15 protein-coding genes are annotated in these 16,991 nt (G+C 72.2%); 5 read left to right on the top strand and 10 right to left on the bottom strand.

All coding sequences use genetic code 11. The features are described from left to right. Together AB0E85_RS35015 and AB0E85_RS35010 are read left to right on the top strand one after the other, a co-directional pair. Window positions 1–484 (top strand): ATP-binding cassette domain-containing protein (locus AB0E85_RS35015; RefSeq protein ID WP_361936079.1); only part of this gene is annotated, 484 nt, incomplete at its 5' end. Window positions 485–759: 275 nt separating this feature from the next. Next, on the top strand, window positions 760–2,169 hold the full coding sequence (locus AB0E85_RS35010; protein ID WP_361936076.1) for a SpoIIE family protein phosphatase: 1,410 nt from the start codon (window positions 760–762) through the stop codon (window positions 2,167–2,169). A gap of 30 nt (window positions 2,170–2,199) precedes the next feature. On the opposite strand, the gene AB0E85_RS35005 is transcribed toward AB0E85_RS35010, so the two are convergent. Then, window positions 2,200–3,693: a hypothetical protein gene (locus AB0E85_RS35005; RefSeq protein WP_361936073.1), complete on the bottom strand. Its 1,494-nt coding sequence runs from the start codon at window positions 3,691–3,693 to the stop codon at window positions 2,200–2,202. A 232-nt stretch (window positions 3,694–3,925) separates the two neighbouring features. On the opposite strand from AB0E85_RS35005, the gene AB0E85_RS35000 reads away from it, so the two are divergent. Beyond that, window positions 3,926–5,065: an aminoglycoside phosphotransferase family protein gene (locus AB0E85_RS35000; RefSeq protein WP_361936070.1), complete on the top strand. Its 1,140-nt coding sequence runs from the start codon at window positions 3,926–3,928 to the stop codon at window positions 5,063–5,065. Window positions 5,066–5,133: 68 nt separating this feature from the next. Here the strand turns inward: AB0E85_RS35000 and AB0E85_RS34995 are convergent, their stop codons facing one another. The 7 genes from AB0E85_RS34995 to AB0E85_RS34965 form a co-directional block, all read right to left on the bottom strand. After that, window positions 5,134–5,631, bottom strand: a complete 498-nt coding sequence (locus AB0E85_RS34995; RefSeq protein WP_062931252.1) for a hypothetical protein — start codon at window positions 5,629–5,631, stop codon at window positions 5,134–5,136. A gap of 148 nt (window positions 5,632–5,779) precedes the next feature. Further along, window positions 5,780–6,682, bottom strand: a complete 903-nt coding sequence (locus tag AB0E85_RS34990) for a universal stress protein (RefSeq protein WP_361936067.1) — start codon at window positions 6,680–6,682, stop codon at window positions 5,780–5,782. A 158-nt stretch (window positions 6,683–6,840) separates the two neighbouring features. Beyond that, a complete protein-coding gene (locus AB0E85_RS34985; RefSeq protein WP_031141375.1) occupies window positions 6,841–7,083 on the bottom strand; it encodes a DUF397 domain-containing protein in 243 nt (80 codons plus the stop codon). Window positions 7,084–7,165: 82 nt separating this feature from the next. After that, complete coding sequence (locus tag AB0E85_RS34980; protein WP_361936063.1) at window positions 7,166–8,332, bottom strand: thiolase domain-containing protein; 1,167 nt, start codon at window positions 8,330–8,332, stop codon at window positions 7,166–7,168. Next, window positions 8,329–9,393 (bottom strand): thiolase domain-containing protein, encoded by a 1,065-nt coding sequence (locus AB0E85_RS34975; RefSeq protein ID WP_361936060.1) that lies wholly within the window; start codon window positions 9,391–9,393, stop codon window positions 8,329–8,331. The genes AB0E85_RS34980 and AB0E85_RS34975 overlap by 4 nt, the downstream gene beginning before the upstream one ends. Beyond that, the gene (locus AB0E85_RS34970) at window positions 9,390–10,331 is read right to left on the bottom strand and encodes an OB-fold domain-containing protein (protein WP_361936057.1); all 942 of its coding nucleotides are present in this window, start codon (window positions 10,329–10,331) and stop codon (window positions 9,390–9,392) included. The genes AB0E85_RS34975 and AB0E85_RS34970 overlap by 4 nt, the downstream gene beginning before the upstream one ends. A gap of 117 nt (window positions 10,332–10,448) precedes the next feature. Next, the gene (locus AB0E85_RS34965; protein ID WP_361936054.1) at window positions 10,449–11,249 is read right to left on the bottom strand and encodes a crotonase/enoyl-CoA hydratase family protein; all 801 of its coding nucleotides are present in this window, start codon (window positions 11,247–11,249) and stop codon (window positions 10,449–10,451) included. Between the two features lie 175 nt (window positions 11,250–11,424). Here AB0E85_RS34965 and AB0E85_RS34960 point away from each other — a divergent pair, with 175 nt between their 5' ends. Together AB0E85_RS34960 and AB0E85_RS34955 are read left to right on the top strand one after the other, a co-directional pair. Further along, window positions 11,425–13,044, top strand: coding sequence for an acyl-CoA synthetase (locus tag AB0E85_RS34960; protein WP_361936051.1), 1,620 nt, complete (start codon window positions 11,425–11,427; stop codon window positions 13,042–13,044). Between the two features lie 113 nt (window positions 13,045–13,157). Then, on the top strand, window positions 13,158–15,356 hold the full coding sequence (locus tag AB0E85_RS34955; RefSeq protein ID WP_361936048.1) for a sulfatase: 2,199 nt from the start codon (window positions 13,158–13,160) through the stop codon (window positions 15,354–15,356). Here AB0E85_RS34955 and AB0E85_RS34950 read toward each other — a convergent pair. Continuing rightward, the gene (locus AB0E85_RS34950) at window positions 15,328–16,050 is read right to left on the bottom strand and encodes an alpha/beta hydrolase (protein ID WP_361936045.1); all 723 of its coding nucleotides are present in this window, start codon (window positions 16,048–16,050) and stop codon (window positions 15,328–15,330) included. The genes AB0E85_RS34955 and AB0E85_RS34950 overlap by 29 nt on opposite strands. Window positions 16,051–16,129: 79 nt before the next feature. Continuing rightward, on the bottom strand, window positions 16,130–16,963 hold the full coding sequence (locus tag AB0E85_RS34945) for an alpha/beta hydrolase (RefSeq protein WP_361936042.1): 834 nt from the start codon (window positions 16,961–16,963) through the stop codon (window positions 16,130–16,132). Window positions 16,964–16,991 lie beyond the last annotated feature (28 nt).

Here is a 16,991-nt window from a genome sequence, read left to right as displayed (position 1 = left end):
GGTCGGGCGCAACGGCGCGGGCAAGACCACGCTGCTGCGCACGATCGCCGGGGACCTCGCCCCGGAGGCGGGCGAGGTGCGGGCGCACGTCCCGCACGGCGGGCTCGCCCACGGGACCCACGAGACCGTCTGGCAGGCCGTGCGCCCGGTGATCGAGGCGGAGGCCCGCCGCAGCACGGACGCCGTGACCCGCGCCCTCGAAACGGCCCGCGGCCGACGTGAGTTCGCCGCCGGCGTCGACGAGCTGTGGCAGAGCGCCCGGGACGGCCGCGTCCGGCTGCTGGCCGTCGAGGAGAACTACCGCGTGACGGTCCGCGACGCCGGGGACCATCTGATCCTCGCCGAGAGCGGCGACCTCGACTCCCGCGAGGACATCGTGGACGAGATCGTCGAACAGTGCCTGGAGACCGGAGCCGATGTCCGCTTCGTCCCGGACGGCACGCTCGGGGAGGCGGACGGTATGGCCGGGGTGCTGCGGTACTGAGCAGACGCTCGAACACAGGACCATCGAACACCCGCATGAGCCTCGTGCGGGTGTTTCCGACGGGTCGTCAAATGCCCTGTGTAACCTACGACTTGCACCTCCGGGGAGGGCGTTCCCGGCCTACCCCGGAGTAGCTCCGCGAGACTGTGGCATATGCCGGAAGCACCACCGTATCGTGTGTCGCCGAATCCCTTACAGGCCGTCGCGGCCTGTGCAACAGTCGTAACGGTCCCTCCGTCCGCCTTGGTCGAACCGTCCCCGCATCGGAGTGCGTCATGCCGTCCCACCTCTCCGCGGACCGCCCAGCCGCCCAACCGCCCGGACGCGGCTCGGTCGACGCGCTCATATCGCAGACGCGGCGGCTCAAGGGCGACGTGGACGCGGTGCGCCGCGACGCCGAGGAAGCGGGATCGGACCACCCGCGCGAGCGCTGGCAGCGCGCCTTGTACGACCTGGCCCTGCACCAGCTCGACGACCTCGACGAGCACTTGGCCCAGCTGCGGGACGGCCCCCTGCCCACGGCGGCCGCCCCGGAAGCCCCTTCCCCCGCGCGGGGTTCCCTGCTCAGCAGGGTCGGCAGCGCCGAATGGAACCTGCTCACGGACGAGGCCAGCTGGTCCGGCGAGCTCTACCGGATCCTGGGCCGCGACCCGGCCGCTCCCCCGCTCACCCTCGACGAACTGCCGTCAATGGTCGTGGACGAGGACCGGCCGAAGCTGACGGCGATGGTCACCGACTGCCTCGTCGACGCCCGGCCCATCGACGGCGAGTTCCGCATCGCCCGCCGGGCCGGCGACGTACGGACCGTGCACATGATGGGCGAACCGGTGCTCGACACCGACGGCAGCACCGCCTCGATGTGGGCCGTGCTGCGTGACGTCAGCGAACTGCGCCGCAGCCAGCGGGTGGTGAGCGAGACCCGTGACTCGCTCCACCACCGGCAGGACGCCGCGCGGAGCGAGCACCGGCTCGCGGTCGAGTTGCAGGAGGCCGTGCTGCCGCCGTGGCGCGGCTCCCTGCGGCTCCCGCACCGCGGCGCCACTGCCCTCGACCTCGCGTCCCACCACCTGCCGGCGTCCACCCGCACCCTCATCGGCGGCGACTGGTACGACGCCCTCGAACTGACCGACGGACAAACGCTTCTCAGCGTCGGCGACCTCACCGGCCAGGGAGTCGGCGTCACGTCGAACATGACCATGCTGCTCGGTGCCGTACGCGGTATGGCCATGGCCGGTGCGCAGCCGGGGCAGGTGATGGCGTGGCTGAACCAGTTACTCGACGCCACCGTGCAACCGGCGCTGGGCAGCGCCGTCTGCTGCCGCTACCGGCCCGCCGACCGGGCCCTGGTGTGGGCGCAGGCCGGACACCCCGCCCCGCTGCTGTTCCGCGACGGGACGGGGCGCGCCCTGGAGGCACCGGACGGCGTCCTGCTCGGCGCCACCTCGGGCGCCGTCTACGGGCAGGCCGAAGAGACGCTCCGGGTGGGTGACCTGCTGCTCCTGCACACCGATGGGCTGGTGCCCGGGCACACCGGGTCGGCAGCGGCGAACCTCCTTCTCGGCCTGGCACCGCGCCTGGCCGGGAACCGCACCGCGGAGGACTGCGTACGGACCGTGGTCCAGGAGTTCGGCGAGGGCGAGCGCGAGGACAACGCCTGTGTGCTCGTCGCCAGGGTTGTGTCGTAGGGAAGCGGGAACCGGAGCCCGCCTGGTCATTCAGGCCTGCGCGCGGTTGCCGCCCCTGCCCTTCGTCTTCGGCAGGGCGAGCTTGATCTCCTCCCGCAGCTCCTGGATCCTCGGGTAGCCCGAGTACTCGGCGGTGAGCCGGTACATCTGGCGGAGCCGGTCCCAGGTGCGGTGGGAGGAGTTGGACCCCATCGACACCAGGGCCAGTCGCGCGTACCGGTCGGCCTGTTCGGGGTCGTCCGCGATGAAGCAGGCCGACGCCATGGACAGGTAGTCGAAGATCTTCGACCGCTGCCGGCCGTCGACCCGCAGGGCCAGGGCCTTCTCGGCATAGTGCTGGGCGTGCGCGGCCGCGCCCGGCTCGAACTCGGCGAGCGTGCGGTAGGCCAGGGCCTGCATGCCGTAGAGGTCCTCCTCCTTGAAGGTCTGCATCCAGTCCGGCGGCGGCACGTCGGCCTTGTCGGAGACGAACAGGTCCTCCGCCCGCCCGAGCGTGCGGCGCATCGCCTGGCCCTTGCCCATGGAGGCCTGTGCCCAGGCTTCGACGGTGTAGAGCATCGCCTGGGTGCGGGGCAGCACCTCGTCACCCGAACCGGAGGTGGCGAGCTTCATCAGGTGCAGGGCGTCGTCCGGCCTGCCCAGGTGCACCATCTGGCGGGCCGCGCGGGACAGGGCCTCGCCCGCGCGGGGCCGGTCCCCGCCCTCGCGGGCCGCGTGCGCGGCGATGACGAAGTACTTCTGGGCCGTGGGCTCCAGGCCGACGTCGTGCGACATCCAGCCCGCGAGGACGGCGAGGTTGGCGGCGACGCCCCACAGGCGCCGCTGGAGGTGGGGTGGGTGACGGTAGGCGAGCATGCCGCCCACCTCGTTGAGCTGCCCCACCACGGCCTTGCGCTGGAGCCCGCCACCGCGGGCCGCGTCCCAGGCACGGAACACCTCGACCGAGCGCTCCAGTTCCTCGATCTCCTGCGACCCGATGGGGGCGGCCTCGTAGCGGTCGAACCCAGCGGGGTCGGCGTGCAGGGGATGGTCGAGGTCGGGGGCGTCGGCAGCCAGGGAAGGGTCGGTGTGCAGCCAGTCGTACATGGCGCTGCTGAGTGCGGATCCCGCGGCGAGCGCGGCGCCCGCGCCCACCAAGCCGCGTCGGTTGAGCATGAGGTCCATTCCCGTGAATTCGGTGAGGACCGCAGCCGTCCGCTCGGGCGCCCACGGCACGCCGTCGGGAGCTTCGGCGCTCCCGCCGCCCTGCCGTTTCCCCGCACGCCCGTGCCGGACCAGACCGAGGTCCTCGATGGTCACGACACGGCCGAGACGCTCGGTGAACAGAGCCGCCAGCACCCGCGGCACCGGATCGCGCGGGATCTCTCCCGTGTCGATCCACCGCCGCACCCGGGAGGTGTCGGTCGACAGCTGGGGGTGGCCCATGGCCGCCGCCTGCCGGTTGACCAGCCTCGCGAGTTCGCCTTTGGACCAGCCGGCCAGGCCGAACAGGTCCGCGAGCCGGGTGTTGGGTTGTCCGCTCACGTCAAGCCCCCAGGTTCTCGGCTGAGTTGACAGTAGCCCGAGGAGACTTGCCGGGCGACTATTCGCCAGGGTTCGCCAGGGTGCGCCAGATGGTGTGCCACGGGCCATCCGGTGTCAGGTAGGAACGCGCCACCCCGACCCGGTCGCCAGGGGCACTCCCCAGGGTTCTCCCGGGCCTCCGGGCCGGGTGGTGCGCTGTCGTCGCAGGCACACGAAGGGATCTGTTTCGCCCATGTACGCAGCATCGTCCTCCGTGTCCGCACCGCCCCGGTCGCTGCACCCGCGTCCCACGGACAGCGGCCCCTACCTCGCCCCCGCGCGGCCGGCGGCCCCCGTCCTCGGTGCGGGCAGGGCCAGGCGCGGCGCGGTCATCGGCACCCAACCGCTCAGCGGGAGACTCGACTTGTCCGGCCCCCAGGGCGCGCAGCTGCGCACGGCGATCGCGTCCGTGCACCGCATCTGCCCGGAGTTCGCCCCGGTGCAGGTCCTGCGCCGCAACGGACGGTCCGTGCTCCTGGTCGGTACGACCGGTCGGAGCACGGCTGTCGCCAAGTGTTTACTCGACCACTCCCCCGCCTGGTCCGAGCGGATCCGTCACGAGATAGCGGCGTACCGCTCGTTCGTCCGGCACCGCCCTCCCGTGCGGGCGCCGAGACTGATCGCGGCGGACCCGGACAACTGCACCCTGGTGATCGAGCGGATGCCGGGCCGGGTGGCGGCGCTCCAGCGGCACCCGGCGGAAGCACCGCCCCGGGCGGACATCAGAGCCGCACTCGGCGCGATCTGCCGACTGAACGCCTGGCGTCCACCGGCGGGCACGTTCGACGCCCCGCTCGACTACGCGGCCCGGATCTCCCGGTACCACGAGCTGGGCCTGCTCACCGACCGGGACCTGGGCGACCTGCAGAAGCTGCTGCACGGCATCGCGCAGACGGCCGGCCGGCAGGGCATGGGCCAGTTCTGCCACGGCGACGCACTGCTGTCGAACATTCTCCTGTCACCGGCCGGTCCAGTGCTGGTGGATTGGGAGCATGCCGGCTGGTACCTGCCGGGCTACGACCTGGCGACGTTGTGGTCGGTGCTGGGGGACGCGCCGGTCGCCCGCCGCCAGATCAGCCAGATCGCCCAGTCGGCGGGGCTTGCGTCCAGGGACGCCTTCCTGGTGAACCTGATGCTGGTGCTGACCCGTGAGATCCGTACCTATGAGACGGCCGTGCAGCGTTCGATGCACGACGCGGCCCCGGCGGCGCCGGGCGCGGCCCACCCGGCTGCTGCGCCGTCCGGCGAGGAGCAGAGGCTGCTGCTGCGGCGGCTGCACGACGACTGCCAGTTGGCCCGGCGCGCCGTGCGCGCGGCGGTCGGCACTCGCTGACGGGGACGATGGGGCGGCTGCACGCCAGGGGAGGCGTGCAGCGGCCCTTTTGTGTGCGGTCGGTCGGCTCAGCCCTGCTGGAAGAGTTCCGCGGGCAGCGGCTTGAGGAGGGCGTAGAGGTCGTCCGTGATGGGACGGTCCCAGGCGGCGATGGTCACGAGGACGTTGTCGCTGCGGTCGAACTGCACGCAGGAGATCCGGCTCTCGGAGAGCTTGACGCGCCGCACGATCAGGAGGTTGTCGCCCTGCATCACCGGTACGTCCTCGGTGCTGACGACGGTGACCTCCTCGTCGTTCTCCAGGGCCAGCAGCAGCTGGGCGACCTCGAAGGGGACCTCTCCCTCGGGGACCTCACGGGCCGGGGAGCCCTCCGGCAGATTGCCGATGATCATCGCGGGGCCTCGACCGCCGAACAGGTCGTAGCGCAGGAAGACGCCCTGGCAGGTGCCGTCGGGCGCGGGCAGCAGTCCCGCACCGAGGTTGCCGGGCCAGTCACCCGGGTCCATGGCCAGTACGTCGAAGTCGGGCCCGGCGGGAGTGGCGCTGCGGCGGCGGAGGAACGACATGTCGCCCATGGTACGTGTCCCGGCCTGCGAAGTGCGGGGCGGGCGGCGGCCGGGACGGGCCGGGTCGCCTCCCGGTGCGGTGCGTGGTTCGAGGTCGCTGGGACGGTGGTCGGACGGTGGGCGGCCCGGCCCCGCCAGGACGGTGAGGTCAGTCCGTGGACGACGCCGGCGGCACCACGGCGACGGGGCTCGCGGCGTGCAGCAGGACGGCGTGGGTGACCGAGCCCATCATGCGCACGGGTGAGAGCAGACGCCGCCGGTGGCGGCCCACGACGACGAGGTCGGCGTCCCGGGAGGCCGCGACGAGGTAGCCGGCCGCGTCGCCCGCCGCCGGGGTCAGCTGGATCGGGACGTCAGGGTGCCGCTCGCGGTACGGGGCGAGGAAGCCGTCGGCGAGGACCCGGGTCTCGTCCTCGATGACGTCCTGGTCGACGATCGGCGGGGGCATCTCCCCGGGCATCATCCAGGGCTGCGCCGGCCAGGGGTAGGCGGCGACCGCCTGGAGCCGGGCACCGCGCCGGGCGGCCTCGGCGAAGGCGAACCCGAGTGTGGCCTCGTCGGGGCCGTCCACCTTCAGTCCGACGACCACGCGCGGGCCGGGACCGCCCGGTGTCTCGCCGTGGACCTCGCGTCCGGGCCGGGGCACCACGACGACGGGGCATTCGGCGTCGCGGGCGGCGGCCATGCTGTTGGAGCCGAGCAGCAGACTGGCGAAGCCGCCGCGGCCCCGGGAGCCGAGCACCAGCAGTCCGGCGGTGGCACCCAGTTCGGGCAGGACCGCTCCGGCGGCGCCCTCCAGGCCCACGTACTCCGTGTCCGGCTGGTCGGCGCGGGCCTCCAGGTGGGCGCGGACCTGGCTGAGAACGGGGTCGTCCTGTGGGTCCGCGGGCCCGGCGGCGAGGACTTCGGGCTGTGCCCAGTGGGCGTACTGGCGGACGTGCGCCACGCGCAGGGGGGCAGCGCGCCGGCGAGCGGCGTCGACAGCCCACTCCAGGGCGCGCAGGCTGTCGTCCGAACCGTCGACCGCCGCGACGACGGGCAGGGTGCTCATGGTCCTCACCTCCGGGATCCGGCCTTCCCCTCCTGGGGCCAGCCTGGCTCAGGCGGTGGCTCCGGGAAGTCGCCTCCGGTCGCGTGTCCGGAAATGGGGGCGGAACACCCCCGGATCGGCCGTCGGCTCCCGGCCGTCCGGGAGGGCTCGGCCCGTCCTCAGGTGAGGTCGAACTCTCCCTCCCGCGCTCCCGACACGAACGCGCCCCACTCGGCGGGGGTGAAGATCAGCGAAGGGCTCTCCGGGCGGGCACTGTTCCGCATGGCGATGAAGCCCTCGACGAAGGCGATCTGGACATCCCCCCGCCCTTGGCTGCTGGACTGCCATTGTGCGTTGGTGAGGTCCAGCTCCGGCTTGTCCCAGCCTGTGAGCGGGCGCTGCTGGGTGGTGGTCTCGGCCACGTCCGTGCTCCTCCCGATTCGTCGTCCGCGGCCAGCCTAGCGATCGTGCCCCACGGCCAACAGGGCACGTGAGGGGGACTCTTCAGGAGTCCGGGGGCCGGTCGCCCACGAGCCACATGGAGAAGAACTGCGATCCGCCGCCGTAGGCGTGCCCGAGGACCCTGCGCGCCCCGTCCACCTGGTGTTCTCCGGCCTGCCCGCGCACCTGGAGCGCCGCCTCCGCGAAGCGGATCATGCCGGAGGCGCCGATGGGGTTGGTGGACAGCACGCCGCCCGACATGTTGACGGGAAGGTCCCCGTCCAGTTCGGTCACGCCCGCCTCGGTGAGCTTCCAGCCCTCGCCCTCACCGGCGAAGCCGAGGTTCTCAAGCCACATCGGCTCGTACCAGGAGAACGGCACGTAGATCTCGGCGCCGTCGATCTCGCGGCGGGGGTCGGTGATCCCGGCCTGCCGGTAGACGTCGGCGGCGCAGTCCTGGCCGGCCCGCGGGGAGACGAAGTCCTTGCCGGCGAAGAGGGTCGGTTCGCTGCGCATGGCGCCGCCGAGCATCCAGGCCGGTGGCCGTGGTGCCCGGGCGGCCCCGGCGCGGTCGGTGAGGATCATGGCGCAGGCCCCGTCGGAGGAGGGGCAGGTCTCCGAGTAGCGGATCGGGTCCCACAGCATGGGCGAGGCCATGACCTTGTCGAGGGTGATGTCGTGTTCGTGCAGGTGGGCGTAGGGGTTCTTGAGCGCGTTGCGGCGGTCCTTGTAGGCGACGAGGGCGCCGATCGTCTCGGGCGCTCCGCTGCGGCGCATGTAGGCGCGGATGTGCGGTGCGAAGAAGCCGCCGGCCCCGGCGAGCAGGGGCTGCTGGAAGGGGATGGGGAGGGACAGGCCCCACATGGCGTTGGACTCGGACTGCTTTTCGAAGGCGAGGGTGAGGACCGTGCCGTGGACGCGGGCCGCGACGAGGTTCGCGGCGACCAGCGCGGTGGAGCCGCCGACGGAGCCGGCGGTGTGCACGCGGAGCATGGGCTTGCCGACGGCGCCGAGGGCGTCGGCGAGATAGAGCTCCGGCATCATGACGCCCTCGAAGAAGTCGGGCGCCTTGCCGATGACGACGGCGTCGACGTCGGCCCAGGTCAGCTCGGCGTCCTGGAGGGCGCGCAGGGCCGCTTCCCGGACGAGTCCGGCGAGGGAGACGTCCCGGCGTGCCGCGACGTGCCGGGTCTGGCCGATGCCGACGACGGCCACGGGCTCCTTGCTCATCGGGGTTCCCCTTCGAGTACGGCGACCAGGTTCTGCTGGAGGCAGGGGCCGGACGTGGCGTGGGCGAGGGCACGGTCGGACGCCCCGCGGTGGATGCGGGCGGCGGCTTCTCCGATGCGGATGAGGCCGGCGGCCATGATCGGGTTGGCGGCGAGGGCGCCGCCTGAGGGGTTCACATCCACGTCCTCGCCCAGCCGGAGGGCCTTGCGCAGGACGATCTCCTGTGAGGAGAAGGGTGCGTGCAGTTCGGCGGTGTCGACGGGCCGCTCGAAGGCTCCGGCCCGCTCGGCGGCCAGGCGGGTGGACGGCGAGTCGGTCAGATCGCGCACGCCGAGGCCGTGGGCCTCGATGCGGTGGTCGATGCCGCGGATCCAGGCGGGGCGTGGGCACAGGTCACGGGCCCGGTCCCCCACTGCGAGGATCACGGCCGCAGCGCCGTCGCCGATGGGCGGGCAGTCGCCGGTGCGCAAGGGCTGGACGATGTGGTCGCCCTGCGGCACGGGGCCGCGCAGTTGTGCGTGCGGGTTGGTGGTCGCCGCCTCGCGGTTGCGGGAGGCGACGGCGGCGAGGGCGGGCTCGTCGGTGTCGCCGGCGTCGATGAGCGCCTGGGCCTGGAGGGCGGCGAGGGCCACGGAGTCGGGCCACAGCGGTGCCACGTAGTAGGGGTCGAGCTGACGGGTCAGGACGTCGCGGACCGAGCCGGGCGAGGACTTGCCGTAGGAGTAGACCAAGGCGGTGTCGGCGTCGCCGGTGAGGAGTTTGGTCCAGGCCTCGTACAGGGCCCAGGCGCCGTCCATCTCGACGTGCGACTCGGAGATCGGGGGCCAGGCGCCGACGCCGTCGAGTGCGAGGGTGAAGGAGAAGGCGCGGCCGGCGAGGTAGTCGCTGGAGCCGGAGCAGGTGAAGCCGATGTCGGCGGTCTTCAGGCCGGTGGAGTCGAGGACCTCGTGCAGCACCGGCATCAGCATCTCGACCTCGGAGAGTTCCTCGCTGGTGCGCCGGTGACCGGTCTGGGCGAAGGCGACGACGGCGATCTCGCCCTCCCGCGGTGCGCTCGTCACAGCAGCTCCTTGTAGGTGTCGTAGTCCGCGTCGGGTTCGCCGGTGGGCCGGTAGTGGTCGGGGTAGCGGGCGCCCTCGGTCCAGACGGGTTCGACGCGCAGGCCCATGCGGACCTGGTCGTAGGGGATGCCGCCGATCCGTCCGTGCAGGGCCAGGCCGGCGCCGTCGAGCGCGATGTGGGCGTAGACGTACGGCACCTCGATGTCGAGGTTCTTCGCTTTGATGTTGACGATGCAGAACGTGGTCACCGTGCCGCGCGGACCCACCTCGACCTGCTCGGACGTGGCCACTCCACAGGTGGGGCACGCACCCCTCGGGGGGACGTACACCTTGCGGCAGGACGGGCAGCGTTCGCCGACGGTGCGGCGGCCGGAGAGGGCGTTGATGTAAGCGGTCTGGGCACGGCCGGGCGAGTAGGTGTAGTCGAGGCGGGCGGCGGCGACGATGCCGGTGACGGGGTCCTCGAACTCGCCCGCGTGAACGGTGACGGTGGAGGCCTCTCCGTCGTACGGCTCGAAGCAGGCGATGTCCGTGATGGCGCCGGTGCGTTCCTCCGCCCAGCGGACGCGGACGCGCATGCCGGTGTGGACTGCGTCGGGGCCGGGGGCGTCGAGGGCGTGCAGGAGGGCGGTGTCGGCACCGTCGAGTCGCACCAGGACCCAGGCGAAGGGCGTGTCCAGGGGCTGGCCGCGGCGGGGTTCGTGGTTCCAGGCCCAGGTGGTGACGGTGCCCGTGAGACCGACGGCGACGAGGTCGCGGATCTCCTCGGCGGTGACGGGGTCGTACTCGACGGGCGGAACCAGGGTACGGCCGTCGCGGGTCTTCACCCCGAGGATCACGCGCTCCCGCAGACCCGTCAGGAAGGCGCTCTGGACGGGCCCGAGCGAGCGGGTGAAGGGAAATTCGACGACGAGCGGCGCCTTGAGGACTGCGGACATCGAGGGCCTGCCTCCTTCGAGATCGGCGTGCACGGGGCGCCCCCTCGGGGGCGCGGGGAACTGCGCGCTCCGCCACGGACGACCCGCAGTTCTGAACCGGCCGGAGCCGGCGCGGCGCTACGCGCGCCTGTAGACGGGCGGTCGCTTCTCGGCGAAGGCGCGGGCGCCCTCCTTGGCGTCGGCGGTGTCGAAGACCGGCCAGCCACGGGCGAGTTCGGCGGCGAGGCCGTCGGACTCGGTCATCTCGGCGGTTTCGTAGACGGAGGCCTTGACGGCTTCGACGGCCAGCGGGCCGCAGGAGTTGATCCGCTCGGCGATCTCCAGCGCCTTGTCGAGTGCCGTGCCGTCGGGGACGACGTGGCCGACCAGGCCGATGGCGGCGGCCTCGCGGGCGCTGTAGGGGCGGCCGGTGAGGAGCATCTCCAGGGCGTGGGTGCGTGGGATCTGGCGTTGCAGGCGGACCGTGGAGCCGCCGATCGGGAACAGGCCCCGCCGCACTTCGAACAGCCCGAAAGTGGCGGACTCGGCGGCGACGCGGATGTCGGTGCCCTGGAGCATCTCGGTACCGCCCGCGACGCAGTACCCCTCGACGGCGGCGATCACCGGCTTGCGCGGCCGGTGATGGCGCAGCATCGCCTTCCAGTGCAGGTCGGGGTCGGCCTTGAGCCGGTCCCGATACTCCTCTCCGGCCATACCGTTCCCGGCGAGGGCCTTGAGGTCCATGCCGGAGCAGAACGAGCCGCCCGCGCCGGTGAAGACGATCGAGCGGACCGCGTCGTCCGCGTCGGCCTCCAGCCACCCGTCGTGGAGGCCGACGAGCATCGGCAGCGAGAGCGCGTTCCTGGCTTCCGGCCTGTTGAGCGTGAGCACCAGTGTGGCGCCTTCGCGCTGCACGGTGAGGTGTTCCGTCCCGCCCATGGCGAACTCCCGTCTCCTGGAACGAGAACAGGTTGCAGGAGGGCGGGAAGCACTTCAAGGGTTTTCTGACAGTCAGTCAGATTCTTTCGCGGAGACCCTTCACAGTTGGACCGCCCTTTGCTCTGATGACCGGCGAACCGTCCGATGCCAGGCACGCCCGGGGTCAGGAGGAGCGGTGGAGTACAACCTTGCCGACCTGTTCGAGTCGGTCGTCGACGTCGTCCCCGGCCGTGAGGCGCTGGTGTACGCCGACCACCCCGGCACGGGCGCGGAGCGACGCCTGACGTACGCGGAACTGGACGCGGCGGCCGACCGCGTCGGGCATCACCTGCTCGACAGCGGGATACGCCCCGGCGAGCACCTCGGGCTCCACCTCTACAACGGCGTGGAGTACCTACAGACGGTGCTGGGCTGCCTGAAGGCACGGATCGTGCCGGTCAACGTCAACTACCGCTACGTGGAAGAGGAGTTGGTGTACCTCTACCGGGACGCGGACCTGGTGGCGCTGGTCTTCGACGCCGAGTTCACGGACCGGGTGGCGGCTGCGCGTCCCCGGGCGGAGAAACTGCGGCATCTGATCCGGGTGGGCACTGCGCCGCCGGGAGCCGCGGAGGTGCCCTGCACGGAGTTCGCGCAGGTGGAGGCCGCCGGGTCGCCCGAGCGCGGTTTCCCGGCCCGCTCGGCCGACGACCAGTTCATCATCTACACCGGCGGCACGACCGGCATGCCCAAGGGCGTGATGTGGCGGCAGGAGGACCTGTTCTTCGCGGGCCTCGGCGGGGGCGCCCCGACCGGGGAGCCGGTGAAGAAGCCGGAGGAGCTCGCCGAGCGGGTCGCGGCCGGAGGCGCGGGGATCACGTTCTTCCCGACGGCCCCGCTGATGCACGGCACGTCCACCCTCACCGCGTTCATCGGCTTCAACTTCGGGCAACGGGTCGTGATCCACCGCAAGTTCGTGCCCGAGGAGGTGCTGCGGACCGTGGAGAAGGAGCGGGTCAGCAGCATCTCGCTGGTGGGCGACGCCATGCTGCGGCCGCTGATCGACGCGCTGAGCGGACCGCTGCGGCACATCGACCGCTCGTCGCTGTTCAGCGTGTCGTCGTCCGGCGCGATCATGTCGGACACGGTGCGCCGGCAGTTCCGGGCGCTGGTGCCGAACGCCATGCTGCTGAACAACTTCGGCTCCTCGGAGTCCGGCTTCAACGGCACGGCGACCGAGGACTCCGGCCCGGAGCGGGGTTTCCGGGTGCGGGTCAACGCCCGTACCCAGGTGGTCGACCCGGTCACGTACGCGCCGGTGCCGGCCGGTGAGGTGGGCAGGATCGCCCAGTGCGGACACGTGCCGCTCGGCTACTACAACGACCCGGTCAAGACCGCCGCGACCTTCTTCGTCAGGGACGGCGAGCGGTGGGTGCTGCTCGGCGACATGGCCACCGTCGACGAGGAGGGCGTGGTCACCGTCCTGGGCCGGGGCTCGCAGTGCATCAACACCGGCGGCGAGAAGGTGTACCCGGAGGAGGTCGAGCAGGCCCTCAAGTCCCACCCGGACGTCTACGACGCGCTGGTGGCCGGGGTGCCGGATCCCCGGTGGGGCCACCATGTGGCGGCGGTGGTGCAACTGCGCGAGGGAGCGGCGCGGCTGTCGCTGGAGGACATCCGGACGCACTGCCGTGACCGGCTCGCCGGTTACAAGCTCCCGCGCCGGCTGGTGATCACCGAGTCGATCCAGCGGTCGCCGAGCGGCAAGGCGGACTACCGGTGGGCCCGGGAGGTGGCGGTGGCTGCGGACGGGTGATTCTCCGGCCGCACCATTGAACCCCGGGTGACGTGCGGACGTACTGGTGGTGGCAGGCTCGGACTCCGGGCTCTGTCAGCCATGCCAGCAAGACCGCACGGAAGGACCACCGGGTGTCGCCTTTCACTCGCTCCCGTCAGCTCTCGGACACGACCGGGGGCGGGGCGGAACCGGATGACGACACGGCGGAGAAGGAAACGGCCGGGGAACGGTCCGAGGCGCAGAACCCGGAGGCGCAACCCGGCCCGGCTCCGGAGGCGGAGCGGGCCACGGCTGTGGAGGCGGAGCCGCCCACGGCTGTGAAGGCGGAGTCGGCCACCGCGGTGGAAGGGGAGCCGACCAGCGCTCCGAAGGCCGAACCGGACACCGCACCGAAGGTGGAGCCGGACACGGCGGTGGAAGCCGAACCGGACACGGCACCGCAGGCGGAGCCGGCCACGGCGGTGGAAGCCGAACCGGACACCGCACCGCAGGCGGAGCCGGACACCGCACCGAAGGCCGAACCGGACACCTCTCCGAAGGCGGAGCCGGACACCGCACCGCAGGCGGAGCCGGACACCGCACCGGATACGGAGGCGGTCACGGGCGCCGGCGCGGACGCGGACGCGGGATCGGATACAGCCCCCGGCACGGCTTCGGACGGGTCCCCCGGTGCGGTCAAGCCCGGCTGGTTCCGCTGGCGGCGGCGCTACCCCCGCGTGGCCCGCGGCGTCAGCGTGGGGACCACCGTGCTGGCGGGTGCCCTCGTCCTGTTCGCGCTGCTCGTGCCGAACCAGGTCGACAAGATCGAGTTCGCCTCGTTCGTCAGGATCCCCGCCGAGGGCGTGCTGCTCGCGGGCCTGCTGCTCGCACTGCCGCCGAAGGCCAGCCGGATCACGGCCGTGGTCATGGGCGCGTTCCTCGGGCTGGTCACGATCCTGAAGTTCGTCGACATGGGCTTCTACCAGATCCTGGCCCGCCCCTTCGACCTGGTGCTGGACTGGATCCTGATCGAGAACGGCACGGACTTCCTGAGGGAGACGTTCGGCCGTACCGGCCAGGTGCTGGCCGTGACCGGCGTGATCGTGCTGTTCGTCGCGGTGCTGGTCCTCACGACTCTCTCCGTGGTGCGGCTGACCCGTCTGATGGTCCGGCACCGGCCCGTCGCCGCCCGTACGACGCTGATCCTCGGCACGGCGTGGATCACCTGCATGACCCTGGGCCTCCAGATCGGCACGGTGCCGATCGCCACCAAGGGCAACGCGGAGTTCCTGGGCAACCGGGTGGAGCAGGTCCGCGCGGGCCTGAAGGACGCCCGGGTCTTCGAGAAGCAGGCCGCCGTCGACGCCTTCGCGAAGACGCCGCCCGACCAGTTGCTGACGGGACTGCGCGGCAAGGACGTCCTGTTCACGTTCATCGAGAGCTACGGCCGGGTCGCGATCGACGACCCGGCGATGGCGCAGCAGACCGACGCCGTCCTCAAGGAGGGCACCGGCCGGCTGAAGGCGGCCGGGTTCGCGTCGCGCAGCGGCTGGCTGGAGTCGCCGGTGACGGGCGCGGGCAGCTGGCTCGCCCACTCCACCTTCCTGTCCGGGCTGTGGATCAAGAACCAGCAGCGGTACCGCAACCTGACCACGAGCGATCGCATGACGCTGACGAACTACTTCGGCAAGACGGGCGCCTGGCGGACCGTCGGCATCGTGCCGGGGGTGCGGCGGGCCTGGCCGGAGGGCAAGTACTTCGGCCTGGACCACATCTACGACTCCGAGCACCTCGGCTACCACGGCCCCTACTTCAGCTGGACGCCCGTGCCCGACCAGTTCAGCATGGAGGCCTTCCAGCGCCTGGAGCACGGCAAGAAGGACCGCGAGCCGATCATGGCGGAGATCATCCTGGCGTCGAGCCACAACCCCTGGTCCCCCATCGCGCGGATGATCGACTGGGACGACCTGGGCGACGGCTCGGTGTTCCACCGGATCAAGAAGGAGGGCACGAACCCCACGGAGGTCTGGAAGGACCCGGAGAAGGTGCGCACCGAGTACCGGCGGGCCATCGAGTACTCGATCCGGAGCCTGACCGAGTGGGTCGAGCGCTACGGCGACGACGACACGGTTCTGGTCTTCCTCGGCGACCACCAGCCGGTGCCGACGGTCACCGCGGGCGACACCGGCAAGGACGTGCCGATCAGCATCGTCGCCAAGGACGAGAAGGTCCTGGAACGGGTCGCCGACTGGAACTGGACGGACGGTCTCAAGCCGGCCGGGAACGCGCCCCGGTGGGGCATGGACAAGTTCCGCGACCGCTTCATGACGGCGTACGGTCCGCAGGGCTGAGGAAGTCCTGCACGGCCGCGAGGAACTCCTCCGGGCGGGCCTGGTGCACGAGATGCCCGGCGTCGACGGTGATGTGCCGGGCATCGGGGAGCCGTTCGGCGAAGGCGGCGATCTGATCCTGCGGGACGAGGCTGCTCGGTCCGCCGCCGATCAGCAGGGTCGGGCTCGTGATCCGCCCCATGTGGTCCCACCACAGGGGGTTCGGTGCGTTGCGCTGTGCGTCGGTGGCGAGGATCATCGCCCAGTCGTACGGCAGGTCCCCGCCGGGCCGTTCGGCGGGTGGGCGCGGCGGGTCCAGCGGGAAGGGCGCGGGCACGTCCTCCAGGACGAGCCGCCGGACGAGCCCCGGGCCGCGCTGGGCGAGCAGGTAGGCGACGGCGCCGCCGAGCGAGTGGCCCACGACGTCGGTGCGCTCGATGCCGAGTGCACCGAGGAACGCGAGGAGGTCGTCGCGCAGGGTCTCGTACGCGTATCCGCCGGGCCAGTCGCTGCGGCCGTGTCCGCGCAGATCGGGGGCGTACACCCGGTGGGGCCCCGCAGGCCCCGTGGCCAGGGCGGGGGCGATCTCCGCCCAGTCGGTGCCGTCGGCCCCGCGGGCGTGCAGCAGCAGGAGGGGCGGTGCGTCCTGCGGTCCCCAGACGCGGTAGGCCTGGGTGATGCCGTTCGCCCGGAGGGTGCGGGGTCGGTCGTCCATACCGGCACGGTAGGCGAGGGGCGCTGCCGGGCCGGGGCCGTTCTGCTGACGGCAGAGGGGTGCCCCTGTTCCTCTGCCGTCAGCAGAAGAAGTCGGCAACACGCCGCACGAACCGGTCCGGGTCGTCGAGCCACGGGTAGTGCCCCGCCCCCGGCTGCACCGCGAACTCGGCGGCCGGGAAGGCCTGTGCGGCCTGCCGGGCCAGCGCCGGACTCGGGCCGCCGTCGACTCCACCGGCCAGGACGAGTACGGGGGTTCTCACCCGGGTGAGCGCACGGCGGGTCGCGTCCGGTTCGTAGGCGCCGTCGGCGCCGTAGACCTCCGCCGCGTCGTCGTTGGTCTCGGCCTCCTCCCGGCCGGCGTGGGCCCGGGCGGTGTCGTCCCAGCGCCCGTAGAAGAACGGGAGGAACGCCGGGTCGAAGTCACCCGTGCCCTCCAGCCAGGCCTCGAACGGCCCGAACGCGTCCGCGAACCAGGGTTCGGACGCGCGCAGTCGGGCTGCCGTCAGCCGGTCCCCGGCCGTCGCCGGCATGCCCAGGGCCCACGGCGTGGCGGTGATCAGCGCCAGCCGTCCCAGCCGTTGTGGGTGCCGGGCCGCGTACAGCATGGCGAGGCTGCCGCCCGCCGAGTGCGCGAGCACGTCCATCCGCTCACGTCGCAGGTGGAGCCGCAACGCCTCGACGTCGTCCACGAGCCGGTCGCAGCGGTACGTGCCCGGGTCCGCCGGCACCTCGGACTCCCCCGTGCCGCGCAGGTCGAGCAGCATCAGCTGCCGATGGGCGTCCAGTCCGCCCAGGTTCCCCAGGTAGGCGGAGGCCCGCATGGGGCCGCCGGGCAGCACGACGAGCGGCTCGCCCTCGCCGCGCAGGTGATAGGTGAGTCGGGTCCCGTCCGGGGCACGGAAGAACGGCATGCCGCCGATCCTGGTGTCCGGTGCCGGT

It is taken from the genome of Streptomyces sp. NPDC029044 (assembly GCF_040637495.1).
In the GTDB taxonomy this organism is placed as follows: Bacteria; Actinomycetota; Actinomycetes; order Streptomycetales; family Streptomycetaceae; genus Streptomyces.
Note: the sequence above shows the minus strand (reverse complement) of the source record. Positions and strands in the feature narration are given on the sequence as shown.